Raw genomic sequence first — 12,205 nt, 5'->3', positions numbered from 1 at the left:
GTCAGCGGCCGGCCGGGCCGCTGACCCGCACCACGACCAGTGACACGACGGCGGCCGCCACCATGAGCAGGGCGGCCCCCAGGGCGGCCCCGGACATGGCCTCGACGAACGCGGAGCGCGCGGCCTCGACGACGTCCGGGGCCGAGCCGAGCGCACCGCCCAGCGTCTCCCGGGCGGCGGCGGGCGCGGCGGCGGGCATCGCCGACGTGTAGACGGCGGCCCCCACCGCGCCCAGCAGGGCCATGCCGAGCGCCCCGCCGAGTTCCGAGCCCGATTCGAGGACGGCGGCGGCGGCACCGGCCCGCTCGGGCGGCGCGGCTCCGAGGGCGAGCTCGTTGGCGAGGGTCATCGCCGAGACGAGCCCGGAGGCGTAGACGGCGCCGGCCACGAGGACGGCCCAGAAGGGCGTGGCGCGGTCGACGGTGGCGAGCCACCCGAACCCGGCGGCGGCCACGAGGAACCCGCCGGCCATGACGTGGGCCCGGTCGACCCGCTGGGCGAGGGCGGCGGCGACGGGCGCGGCGACCATGACGCCACCGGCGGGGACGAGGCTCCACAGGGCCGCTTCGAGCGGGCTCTGCCCGAGCACGGACTGCAGGTACTGGGTGAGGAAGACGGCGAACCCCACGGTGGCGGCCATGGCGAGCAGATTGACGACGAGGGACCCCCCGTAGGCGGGGTTCCGGACGAGCCGGAGATCGACCATGGGGTGGTCGAGCCGCGCCTGCCGCCGTACGAAGACGAGCCCGAGGAGCAGGCCCACGGCGATCCCGAGGCCCGGCAGGGGGTCCCACCCGTCCTTGGCGAGCTCCTTGATGCCGTACACGACGGGCAGGAGCGCGCCGAGGGACAGTACGGCGCTCACGAGGTCGAACCTTCCGGGACCCCCGGAGCCCTTGGACTCGGCGAGCAGCGGCGGCGCGAGGACCAGCAGCAGCACCATCGCGGGCAGGTTGATCAGGAACACGGATCCCCACCAGAAGTGTTCGAGGAGGGCGCCGCTGACGACGGGTCCGAGGGAGATGCCGGCGGCCATGACGGTGGTCCACAGGGTGACGGCCCCGGCCGCTGGGCCGGGTCCTGGAAGAGGGTGCGGATCAGGGCGAGGGTGGACGGCATGAGGCAGGCTCCGGCGACGCCGAGGAGCGCGCGTGCGCCGATGAGGGCCCCGGGGCTGTGGGCGTAGGCGGCGGCGACGGAGGCGGCGCCGAAGAGGGCGGCGCCGGAGAGCAGGAGCCTGCGGCGCCCGGCGCGGTCGCCGAGGGCGCCCATGGTGACGAGGAGTCCGGCGAGCACGAAGCCGTACATGTCGAGGATCCACAGCTGCTGGACCGCGCCGGGCCGGAGGTCGGCCGCGATGGAGGGGATCGCGAAGTAGAGGACGGAGACGTCCATGGAGACGAGGAGGAGCGGCAGCATGAGGACGCCGAGGGCGGTCCATTCACGCCGGCCGGCGCGGGTGGGCCCGGACGTCTGCCGGGGGTCTGCGGTGAGTGCCATGGGAGCACCGAAGCGACTCCGGGGCGTACGGCGCCACGGTCGCCCTAGTGCACCGCCATCGACTGTCGTGAAGCCCCAGGTCATACGGATGTACGCCGCTCAGGTGCACTAGTACACTCCCGCCCCGTGACCATGGAGCCGCCCTACCTGGGCATCGCCGCCGAGATCCGGCGCCGTGTCCGGGCCGGGGAACTGGCCCCGGGCGGCCGGGTGCCGTCCACGCGGGCGATCACGCGGGAGTGGGGCGTGGCGATGGCGACGGCGACGAAGGCGCTGGCGGTGCTGCGCCAGGAGGGCCTGGTCCGGATGGAGCCGGGGGTGGGCACGGTGGTCGTGGACCCGGCGCGGCACCCGGGGACGCCGTCCCTCACGCGGGCCCGGATCGTCCGGGCGGCGCTCGAACTGGCCGACTCCGAGGGCCTGAACGCCCTGACGATGCGCCGGCTCGCGACGCTGCTGGGCACGTCGGCGATGGCGCTCTACCGGCATGTTCCGGGCAAGGGCGAGCTGGTGCGGCTGATGGCGGACGAGGCGTGCGGGGAGGTGCCGCTGGGTCCGGTGCCGGCGCACTGGCGGCCGGGCCTGGAGCGGGCGGCGCGCTGGCTGCGCGGGGTGTACGCGCGGCACCGCTGGATGGCGCAGGCGATGGCGTCGTTCACGCGCCCGGTGGCCTCGCCGAACGCGATGGCGTACACGGAGTGGGTGCTCGCGGTGCTGCGGGGGACGCCGTTGACGTCGTCGCAGAAGCTGCACACGCATCTGACGCTGTTCGCGTTCGTCCAGGGACTGGCGCTGGCGGACGACCTGGAGGAGCAGGCGCGGCTCGACACGGGACTGTCGGACGACGAGTGGATGGAACAGAACGAGCCACGCTTCGACGCGATGCAGTCGGCCCGCCCGTATCCCCTCCTCGACGCGGTCACCCGTGACGGCGGCTTCGAGCTGAGCCTGGAGACGCTCTTCGAATTCGGGCTCCGGCGAACGTTGGACGGCATCGGGACCATGATCGACGAAACGTCCGGTTAACGAACACGGTCATACGAGCAGCGGACGATTTCCGGCCAACTTCCTGACGCGGTCCTGACAGGTCCCCGTCATTCCTGCCACTCTCTCCCCGGTTGTTCGCACCACAGTTCACCGCTTCACCCGAACGTGCTCCACAGCTCTCCGTGCACCGCCCGGACGGACTCACCCAAGGCCGCCGGTACCCCCCTCGCATTAGGAGTCTGCGTGAGATCCACGCCCAGCCGCCGCGCCACCGCGACCGGCGCTCTGATCGCCGCCGCCGCCATGCTCACCATCGGTGTGCAGGCCGGCACCGCATCCGCCGGCACCGACACCTTCGCCGCGGCCCCCAAGGCGCTGTCCGCCGGCAAGGCCAACCCCGGCAAGCTCCCGGCCGACCTCTCCCCCGCCCAGCGCTCCGCGCTCATCAAGGCGGCGGACGCGGACAAGGCCGCCACGGCCAAGTCCCTCGGCCTCGGCGCCCAGGAGAAGCTGGTCGTCCGCGACGTCGTCCAGGACCGCGACGGCACGACCCACACGCGCTACGAGCGCACCTACGCCGGACTGCCCGTCCTCGGCGGTGACCTGATCGTCGCCGAGACCAAGGCCGGCGCCACCACCGGCGTGATCAAGTCCAACCGCGCCGAGCTCAAGGGCGTCGACCTCTCCGCCGCCGTGGCCCCGGCCGCCGCGGAGAAGCAGGCCCTCGGCCGCGCCGCCGCGGAGGGCTCGAAGAAGGCCGCCGCCGACCGCGCCCCGCGCAAGGTCGTCTGGATGGCCCAGGGCGCGCCCGTCCTCGCGTACGAGACCGTCGTCGGCGGCCTCCAGCACGACGGCACCCCGAACGAGCTGCACGTCGTGACGGACGCCAAGACCGGCGCGAAGCTCTACGAGTGGCAGGGCGTCGAGAACGGCATCGGCAACACGCAGTACAGCGGCCAGGTGACCCTCGGCACCGCGCCCTCGTACACGCTGACCGACACCGGCCGCGGCAACCACAAGACGTACAACCTCAACGGTGGTTCGTCCGGCACCGGGACGCTGTTCACCAACACCACGGACACGTGGGGCAACGGCCTCCCCTCCAACAAGGAGACGGCCGGCGCCGACGCCCACTACGGCGCCGCGCTCACCTGGGACTACTACAAGAACGTGCACGGCCGCTCCGGCATCCGCGGTGACGGCGTCGGCGCGTACTCCCGGGTCCACTACGGCAACGCCTACGTCAACGCGTTCTGGCAGGACAGCTGCTTCTGCATGACGTACGGCGACGGCTCGGGCAACAGCAAGCCGCTCACGTCCATCGACGTGGCCGCGCACGAGATGACCCACGGCGTCACGGCCGCCACGGCCAACCTGACCTACAGCGGCGAGTCCGGCGGCCTCAACGAGGCCACCTCGGACATCTTCGCCGCGGCGGTCGAGTTCTACGCCAACAACGCCAACGACAAGGGCGACTACCTCGTCGGCGAGAAGATCGACATCAACGGCGACGGCACCCCGCTGCGCTACATGGACAAGCCGAGCAAGGACGGCGCGTCCAAGGACTCGTGGTACTCGGGCATCGGCTCCGTCGACGTCCACTACTCCTCGGGCCCGGCGAACCACTTCTTCTACCTGCTCTCCGAGGGCAGCGGCGCCAAGGTCGTCAACGGCGTGAGCTACAACTCGCCGACCTCCGACGGCCTGCCGGTCACCGGCATAGGCATCGACAAGGCCCGCCTGATCTGGTTCAAGGCGCTCACCACCAAGTTCGGCTCGTCGACCAACTACGCCGGCGCCCGCACGGGCACCGTCGCGGCGGCCACCGAGCTGTACGGCGCGGGCAGCGCCGAGGTCACGGCCGTCGAGAACGCCTGGGCCGCGATCAACGTCGGCTCCCGCCCCGGCGGCCCCGGCGGCGGCACCGTCTTCACCAACGACGCCGACGTCTCCATCCCGGACAACGGCGCCGCGGTCACCTCGTCGCTGACGGTCTCCGGTGTCGCGGGCAACGCGCCCTCGACGCTCAAGGTCGGCGTGGACATCGTCCACACCTACATCGGTGACCTGGTCGTCGACCTGATCGCCCCCGACGGCTCGGTCTACAGCCTGAGCAACCGGGCCGGCGGCAGCGCGGACAACATCAACCAGACCTACACCGTGAACGCCTCCTCGGAGGTCGCCAACGGCGTCTGGAAGCTCCGCGTCCAGGACAAGGCGTCGATCGACACCGGCTACATCAACAGCTTCAAGCTGACCTTCCCGTAAGGCCGGAACGAAGCAACGGGCGCCCGGAGGGAACCTTCCCTCCGGGCGCCCGCCCGTCTGCATACCCTGAACGGCATGATCAGGGTGCTGCTTGCCGACGACGAGACGATGATCAGGGCCGGGGTGCGCGCCATCCTCGCCACCGACCCCGGGATCGAGGTGGTGGCCGAGGCCGGCGACGGACACGAGGCCGTGGAGCTCGCCCGCGAGCACCGCCCCGACGTGGTCCTGCTCGACATCCGGATGCCCCGGCTCGACGGGCTCGTCGCGGCCGAGGAGCTGCGCGCGACGGTCCCCGGCGCGGCCGTCGTCATGCTCACCACCTTCTCCGAGGACGCCTACATCGCGCGGGCGCTGGGCAGCGGCGTGAGCGGCTTCCTCCTCAAGTCCGGGGACCCCCGGGAACTGATCGCCGGGATCCGGGCGGTGGCCGGGGGCGGCGCGGCCCTCTCCCCCACGGTCGCCCGGCGGGTCATCGACACCCTCGGCGGCGAGAGGTTCACGCGCGCCGCCGAGGCGCGCTCCCGCCTCGAACCGCTCACCGGCCGCGAGCGCGAGGTCGTCGCGCTGCTCTGCGCCGGACTCTCCAACCAGGAGATCGCCGACCGCATGTACGTCGTCGAGGGCACGGTCAAGGCCCACGTGAGCGCCGTCCTCGGCAGGCTCGGTCTGCGCAACCGGGTCCAGCTGGCCGTCCTCGCGTACGAGGCGGGCCTGGTCCCCGATGCGTGAACGGGCCCGGGAGCACCTCTTCGACCTGGGGCTCTGGCTGCTGCTCTGCGTGCCCGTACTGCTGAAGTCGGACCCGAACGACGGCGGGAGCCGGCCGGAGGTCGTCGTCGGCGTGGCACTCCTCGGCGGCTGTGTCGCGGCCGCCCGGCGGTGGCCGCCGGTGCCGATCGCCGTCGTGGTCGCGGTGAGCCTGTCCTCCACCCTGGAACTGTTCACCGCCTCGTACAGCCTGGCGCTGATCGCCTTCGGCTATCTCGCGGGCAGGCGGGAGGAGCGGACCCGGGCGGCGCTGTGGCTGTTCGGCGCGGTCGCCGCGGCGGGACTGCTCCTGGCGACGGTCACGGGCACCTCCCTCGGCCAGTGGTTCACGCTGCTGCTCACCCTGGCCCTCGCGGTCGTGGCGCCCTGGCTGATCGGCCGGTACGTGCGGCAGTACGACCGGCTGGTGCGCAGCGGCTGGCAGCTGGCCGACCGGATGGAACGGGAGCAGGCGGCCGTCGCCGACCGGGAGCGGCTGCGGGAGCGGTCCAGGATCGCCGGCGACATGCACGACTCCCTCGGCCACGACCTGGCCCTGATCGCGGTCCGCGCGGGCGCCCTGGAGGTCGATCCGGTGCTCGGCCCCGACCAGCAGGACGCGGCCGGCGAGCTGCGGCGCGCTGCTGCGGACGCGACCGCCCGGCTGCGGGACATCATCGGTGTGCTGCGCGAGGACGACGCCGGGGCGCCGACGACCCCGTCCGGGGAGACCGTCGAGGAGCTGACGGCCCGGGCCCGCGCGTCGGGCCTCGACGTGACGCTCGCCCCGACGCCGGTACCGAAGCTGCCGGGGATGTCGGGCCTGGCCCTGCACCGGGTCGTCCAGGAGGGTCTGACGAACGCGGCCAAGCACGCGCCGGGCGCGGCGGTCTCGGTCGAGGTCGCCCAGGACGCGGCGGAGGTGCGGGTCCGGGTGGTCAGCGGCCCCGGCACGGCGGGCGTGCCGGGGCCCTCCGGCGGGAGCGGGCTCGTCGGGCTCGCCGAGCGGGTGCGGCTGGCGGGCGGTGCGCTGGCCCACGGGGTCACCGGGGACGGCGGGTTCCGTCTGGAGGCCGCCCTGCCCCGGAACCCCCCGGCACCACTGCCGGCCGCGCCCACCTCGGCGCGGGAGCTGGACCGGGCCCGCCGCGAGGTCCGCAAGGGCCTCGCGCGGGCGATCTGGATCCCGCTGGCGCTCCTCGTCGCACTCGGCTTCCTGATGGCGGGGGTCGCCCTCTGGACCCAGCACCAGTCGTACCTGGAGCCGGAGGACTACGCCCGGATGCGGATCGGCCAGTCGCTCCCGGAGCTCTCCGAGGACCTGCCCGACCGCCCGCTGGACGGCCCGCCGCAGCGCGTCCCGGCGGAGCCGCCCGGCATGGACGAGTGCCGGTACTACCGGTCCACGATGCTGGCCGCGATCCCCGTGTACCGGCTCTGCTTCACCGGCGGGCACCTCGCCGACAGGGCCGAGGTGCCGTAGGGGGTGCCCCTGCCGGTCAGGCCGGGCGGACGCCGCCGCTACCTCAGCAGTACCCCCGCCCCCTCCCCCGACGTCTCCTCCGGAAGGGCGGCGAGGCCGAGTTCGGCCGGGTGGGCGAGCAGCGGGTGGGCGGGCAGGACGCGGACAGTGCAGCCGAAGAAGCCGGTCCGGTCGAGCTCCAGGGTGCCCGCGTAGGGCAGCCGTCCCTCCAGGTCGGGGCCGCCCGCCGGCTTGAGGGTGACGGTGCGGGTGGCGGCGAGGGTGTCGTCGGCGTCGACGCGGCCGGTGACGGCCTGCACCTCGACGTCGTCGGGGCCGAGCGCGCCGAGCGCGACCCGGACCCGGACGACGGGCGTGGCGCCCAGCTCGGCGTCGGCGAGGTCGTCCGCGAGCCCGTCGCCGACCTCGACGTGGTCGACGGCCACCTTGGACCAGGCCTCCCGGACCCTGGCCTTCCAGCCGGCGAGTTCCCGCGCCCGGTCCGGGGTCAGCGCCCGGCGGGCGCCGGCGGCGGGCACGTACAGCCGCTCGACGTACTCGCGGACCATGCGGTCGGCGAGCACCTTCGGGACGAGGTCGGCGAGGGTGCGCCGGACCATGGCCGTCCAGCCGGCCGGCACCCCGTCGGGGCCCCGGTCGTAGAAGCGGGGGGCGACCCGGCGTTCGATCAGCTCGTAGAGGGCGGCGGCCTCCAGGTCGTCGCGGCGGTCCTCGTCGGCGGCGGCCGCGCCGTCGGCGGTGGGGATGGCCCAGCCGAAGTCGGGCCCGAACCACTCGTCCCACCAGCCGTCGAGGACGGACAGGTTGAGGCAGCCGTTGAGGGCGGCCTTCATGCCGCTGGTGCCGCAGGCCTCCAGGGGGCGCAGCGGGTTGTTGAGCCACACGTCACAGCCGGGGTAGAGGCCGCGGGCCATCTCCATCCCGTAGTCGGGCAGGAAGACGATCCGGTGGCGGACCCGGGGGTCGTCGGCGAACCGGACGAGTTCCTGCACGAGCCGCTTCCCGCCGTCGTCGGCGGGGTGGGCCTTGCCCGCGACGACGAGCTGCACGGGCCGCTCGGGGTGGAGGAGCAGCGCTCGCAGCCGGTCCTTGTCCCGCAGCATCAGGGTGAGCCGCTTGTACGAGGGGACGCGGCGGGCGAAGCCGATGGTGAGGACGTCGGGGTCGAGGACGGATTCGGTCCAGCCGAGTTCGGCGGCGGCGGCGCCGCGCTGCCGCCAGGAGGCCCGCAGCCGCTCCCGTACGTCGGTGACGAGCCGTTCGCGGAGGGTGCGGCGCAGCTCCCACAGCTCCCGGTCGTCCGCGTCCGGGGAGAGCCGGGTGACCTCGGGGGCGACCCAGGTGGGGGCGTGGACGCCGTTGGTGACGGAGGTGATGGGGACCTCGTCGGTGTCGAAGCCCGGCCAGAGTCCGGCGAACATGGAGCGGCTGACGGCGCCGTGGAGGGTGGAGACGCCGTTCGCGCGCTGGGCGAGGCGCAGGCCCATGGCGGCCATGTTGAAGACGCCGGGTTCGCCGCCGAGCGGGGTCTCGTCGCCGAGGGCGAGGATCCGGCCGAGGTCGACGCCGGGGAGGGCGCCGTCGTCGCCGAGGTGGCGGGCGACGAGGGACCGGTCGAAGCGGTCGATGCCCGCCGGGACGGGCGTGTGGGTGGTGAAGACGGTCCCGGCCCGGACGGTCTCCAGGGCACTGTCGAAGTCGAGCCCCTCGCCCTGGAGTTCACGGACGCGTTCGAGGCCGAGGAATCCGGCGTGGCCCTCGTTGGTGTGGAAGACCTCGGGCGCGGGGTGGCCGGTGAGCCGGGTGTAGGTGCGGACGGCACGGACGCCGCCGATGCCGAGGAGCATCTCCTGGAGGAGCCGGTGCTCGCTGCCGCCGCCGTACAGCCGGTCGGTGACGGACCGTTCGCCGGGGGCGTTCTCCTCGACGTCGGAGTCGAGCATGAGGAGCGGTACGCGGCCGACCCGGGCGATCCACAGGTGGGCGTGGAGGCTGCGACCGCCGGGCAGGGCGAGGGTGATCCGGGCGGGGGTGCCGTCGGCCTCGCGGAGCAGGCCGACGGGCAGCTCGCCGGGGTCGAGGACGGGGTACTGCTCCTGCTGCCAGCCGTCCCGGCCGAGGGACTGCCGGAAGTAGCCGTGCCGGTAGAGCAGGCCGACGCCGATCAGCGGGACGCCGAGGTCGCTCGCGGACTTGAGGTGGTCGCCGGCGAGGATGCCGAGGCCGCCGGAGTACTGGGGCAGGGCGGCGGCGACGCCGAACTCGGGCGAGAAGTAGGCGACGGCGGCCGGGGCGTCGCCGGGCCGGCCCTGGTACCAGCGGGGGGCGTGCAGATAGCGGTCGAGGTCCTCGGCGGCGGCGCGCAGCCGGGCCAGGAACTCCTGGTCGGCGGCGAGGGCGGAGAGCCGGGGCGCTTCGAGGGCGCCCAGGACCCGGACGGGATCGGTGCCGGCCGGGCCCTCGGGGGCCAGGGACGCGAAGAGCTCCCGGGTCGGCTCGTGCCAGGACCACCGCAGGTTGTGCGCGAGGTCGGCGAGGGGTCGAAGGGTGTCGGGGAGGACGGGACGCACGGTGAATCGACGGATTGCCTTCACGTTGTCCACCTTCGCAGGCGAGTACGGAGCGGAGCGGGCGCACCACGCTGTGTGCCACCAAGACGGTAGGGCCTGTCCGCCCGGCGGGCCACGGGGCGTCAGGGGGAGGGGACGGCGGCCTCGTACGGGGAGCCCTGGTTGACGGTGACCGGGTCGAAGGCGCCGGTGGCGGCGTACCGTCCGGCGATGGCGGCGAGCTCCTCGGCGGGGATGACCTGGTGGATGTCGGTGAAGCCGTGGGGGGCGCGCGCGTGGGCGAGGTTGATGACGGCCTCGGGGCCGAGCTGCCGGTTGGCGTGCTGGAGGGCGGTCATGGCGGGGCGGCGCTCGCGTTCGTACGCGGCGAGGCCCTCGGCGGGGTCGGGGTGCCGGGCGAGGGCGTGGGCGAGGGCTCGGGCGTCGACGATCGACTGGGTGGCCCCGTTGGAGCCGATGGGGTACATGGCGTGGGCGGCGTCGCCGATGAGGGTGGTGCGGCCGTGGGTCCACCGGTCGAGGGGTTCGCGGTCGACCATCGGGTACTCGTGCGCGGTGTCGGCGGCGCGCAGCACGTCGGGGAGGCTGACGCCGTCGAACTCCCAGCCCTCGTAGTACGGGAGGAAGGTGTCGACGGGGACGGCGCGGTTCCAGTCGCCGCGCGGGCCGTCCTCTCGGACGGCGCCGGGGGTGTCGGCGGGGCGGGCGAGCGCCCAGTTGACGAGGACCTCCCGGCCCGGTCCGGTGGGCCGGCCCATGGGGTAGACGACGGCCTTCTGACGGTCGTCGCCGGCGATGAGCATGAAGGAGCCGACGGCCCGTGCGGGCATGCGGGACACTCCCCGCCACACGAGCATCCCGTTCCACGGGGGCCCGCCCTCCGCCGGGTTCAGCGCGGCGCGGACGGCGGAGCGGATGCCGTCGGCGCCGACGAGGACGTCGGGTTCGAGGGAGGCCCGGCCGCGGACGGGCCCGTCGCGGTGTTCCAGGCGGAGCCGGGGCCGGCCGTCCGGGAGCAGTTCGAGGCCGGTCACCTTGACGCCGGTGACCAGGGCGGCGGTGCCGAGCCGGGCGCGGACGGCGCCGGCGAGGACCTGCTGGAGGTGGCCGCGGTGGATGGACAGCTGGGGCCAGCGGTAGCCGGCGCCGAGGCCGCGCGGTTCGCGGGATATGAGGCCGCCGGAGCGGTGGTAGTAGCGCAGTTCGCGGGTGCGCAGTGCGCCGGCCTCCAGGGCGTCGAGCAGGCCGAGCGCGTCGAGTTCGCGGACGGCGTTCGGCATCAGGTTGAGTCCGGCGCCGACGGGGCGGACGGCCGCGGCGGCCTCGACGACCGTGACCCGCTCGAATCCGGCGGCGTGCAGCGCGAGGGCGGCGGTGAGTCCGGCGATGCCGCCGCCGGCGATCACGATGTGCGGGCTGTGACCGTAGGGGGTTCCGTACGGGGTGTGGGGGGACATCTCGACTGCTCCTTCGCGCCGGTGGGGCCTGTCCTACGCGGCCGTCGGGCCGACGGGAGCCCCGGCGGGAGTGCGCCGCGCGGTCGCGCGGCGCACCATGGTCTCGTTCTCCCTGGTCAGGTCCAGGATCGAGCGCAGCAGCGCGACGGGGGCCCCGCCGCTGCCCTCCTCGTACAGGCGCACCTCGTCGCTGTACGCCTTGCGGGCGATGCCGAGGTGCCGGGCCCGGAAGGTCTTCAGGATCCGAAGGACGCGGCCGAGCGCCTCGGCCGAGTCGGCGAGCGCTGGCGGCAAACTGTCGGCGCCCTCCCAGCTGACGGCCGCCGACAGTTTGCCGACGGCGGAGATCCCGCCGCGGTGCCGGGCGTGGAAGGCGCGCCAGGACGGCAGGGCGTACGGCAGGGACTCGGCGAGGAAGGCGTCGTAGGCGGCGTCGGAGCGGTCGCACTGCCAGAGCGTCAGGTCGACCAGCCAGAGCGGGACCTGCGCGGCGGCCGGGCCGAGGTAGGCGCGGCCGTCGATCTCGACCTCCTCGAAGTACGGGCGGAGGGTGACGGCGAAGTAGGCGGGCGGGACCTTCGCGACGGTGAGGTCGATGGAGTCCACCATCGCGCGCACGTGGCCGGCGATGCGGTCGAGGGCGGCAGCGAAGCCGGGGTCGTACGGTTCGAGGCGGGCGACGCGGGCGCAGTCGTCGAGGGCGGCGACGAGTCCGGGGAAGACCATCCGTACCGCGTCCTGGAGGAGGGCCTCGGTGGGGTGGCCGGTGTAGGTGCGGCGGCGGGGGCCCTTGGGGTTCCAGGTCGTGTAGTGGTGGACGGTGTCCCGGGGGATCATGTCCGTGCGGCGGCCGAGGAGTTCCAGGACGGGCAGCGCCTCGGGCACGGCGGCGAGGGGCTGTACGCCGTGCCGTTTGAGGGAGCCGAGGAGGATGCCGAGGTCCCGCATCGCGGCGAGGGCGCCGCCGACGTTCCAGTGCGCGGCCCGTTCGAGGTCGGGGACCAGGGCGCGCAGGGCGACGGTCAGCGCGGCGGCGTCGGCACGCGCGTTCATGGCGGGCACCGCGGCGAGCAGGGCGTCGGCGCCCAGCGGGTCGGCCGCGCGTATCTCCTCGGTCGTGTGACGCGGGTCGCCGAGCAAGTCGGGGCTCCTTCTTCCGGGGGCTGGTCGTGGGCGTCGCGCTGCCGGTC

Annotated in this window: 7 protein-coding genes and 1 pseudogene; 4 read left to right on the top strand and 4 right to left on the bottom strand. The window is 74.2% G+C overall.

From position 1 onward, the window contains the following. Window position 1: 1 nt before the first annotated feature. Window positions 2-1,500: pseudogene (locus ACN9MM_RS27135) on the bottom strand (MFS transporter). A gap of 132 nt (window positions 1,501-1,632) precedes the next feature. On the opposite strand from ACN9MM_RS27135, the gene ACN9MM_RS27130 reads away from it, so the two are divergent. The 4 genes from ACN9MM_RS27130 to ACN9MM_RS27115 all read left to right on the top strand — a co-directional run bounded on the left by ACN9MM_RS27130 (window position 1,633) and on the right by ACN9MM_RS27115 (window position 6,988). Continuing rightward, the gene (locus ACN9MM_RS27130; protein WP_426368838.1) at window positions 1,633-2,526 is read left to right on the top strand and encodes a TetR/AcrR family transcriptional regulator C-terminal domain-containing protein; all 894 of its coding nucleotides are present in this window, start codon (window positions 1,633-1,635) and stop codon (window positions 2,524-2,526) included. A gap of 204 nt (window positions 2,527-2,730) precedes the next feature. Next, window positions 2,731-4,755 (top strand): M4 family metallopeptidase, encoded by a 2,025-nt coding sequence (locus ACN9MM_RS27125; RefSeq protein WP_426366234.1) that lies wholly within the window; start codon window positions 2,731-2,733, stop codon window positions 4,753-4,755. A 75-nt stretch (window positions 4,756-4,830) separates the two neighbouring features. Beyond that, entirely contained in the window at window positions 4,831-5,487 is a 657-nt protein-coding gene (locus ACN9MM_RS27120) for a response regulator (protein WP_426366232.1), read from the top strand. Further along, the gene (locus ACN9MM_RS27115; protein ID WP_426366231.1) at window positions 5,480-6,988 is read left to right on the top strand and encodes a sensor histidine kinase; all 1,509 of its coding nucleotides are present in this window, start codon (window positions 5,480-5,482) and stop codon (window positions 6,986-6,988) included. Before ACN9MM_RS27120 ends, ACN9MM_RS27115 begins: the two co-directional genes overlap by 8 nt. 38 nt (window positions 6,989-7,026) lie before the next feature. Here the strand turns inward: ACN9MM_RS27115 and glgP are convergent, their stop codons facing one another. The 3 genes from glgP to ACN9MM_RS27100 form a co-directional block, all read right to left on the bottom strand. Beyond that, window positions 7,027-9,582: an alpha-glucan family phosphorylase gene (gene glgP, locus ACN9MM_RS27110; protein WP_426366229.1), complete on the bottom strand. Its 2,556-nt coding sequence runs from the start codon at window positions 9,580-9,582 to the stop codon at window positions 7,027-7,029. A 98-nt stretch (window positions 9,583-9,680) separates the two neighbouring features. Further along, window positions 9,681-11,015, bottom strand: coding sequence for an FAD-dependent monooxygenase (locus tag ACN9MM_RS27105; protein WP_426366228.1), 1,335 nt, complete (start codon window positions 11,013-11,015; stop codon window positions 9,681-9,683). 33 nt (window positions 11,016-11,048) lie between these two features. Next, window positions 11,049-12,155, bottom strand: coding sequence for a monodechloroaminopyrrolnitrin synthase PrnB family protein (locus tag ACN9MM_RS27100; RefSeq protein ID WP_426366226.1), 1,107 nt, complete (start codon window positions 12,153-12,155; stop codon window positions 11,049-11,051). Window positions 12,156-12,205: the final 50 nt, after the last annotated feature.

Origin of the sequence: Streptomyces sp. E-08 (assembly GCF_049913095.1) — a bacterium.
Lineage (GTDB): Bacteria > Actinomycetota > Actinomycetes > Streptomycetales > Streptomycetaceae > Streptomyces.
The sequence above is the reverse complement of the archived record's forward strand: the minus strand, read 5'-3'. Positions and strand labels throughout refer to the sequence as shown.

Bases quoted from the DNA above. Each gene is read 5' to 3' on its own strand.
- ACN9MM_RS27130 (WP_426368838.1), top strand. From the start codon at position 1,633: ATGGAGCCGCCCTACCTGGGCATCGCCGCCGAGATCCGGCGCCGTGTC.
- ACN9MM_RS27105 (WP_426366228.1), bottom strand. From the start codon at position 11,015: ATGTCCCCCCACACCCCGTACGGAACCCCCTACGGTCACAGCCCGCAC.
- ACN9MM_RS27115 (WP_426366231.1), top strand. From the start codon at position 5,480: ATGCGTGAACGGGCCCGGGAGCACCTCTTCGACCTGGGGCTCTGGCTG.
- ACN9MM_RS27120 (WP_426366232.1), top strand. From the start codon at position 4,831: ATGATCAGGGTGCTGCTTGCCGACGACGAGACGATGATCAGGGCCGGG.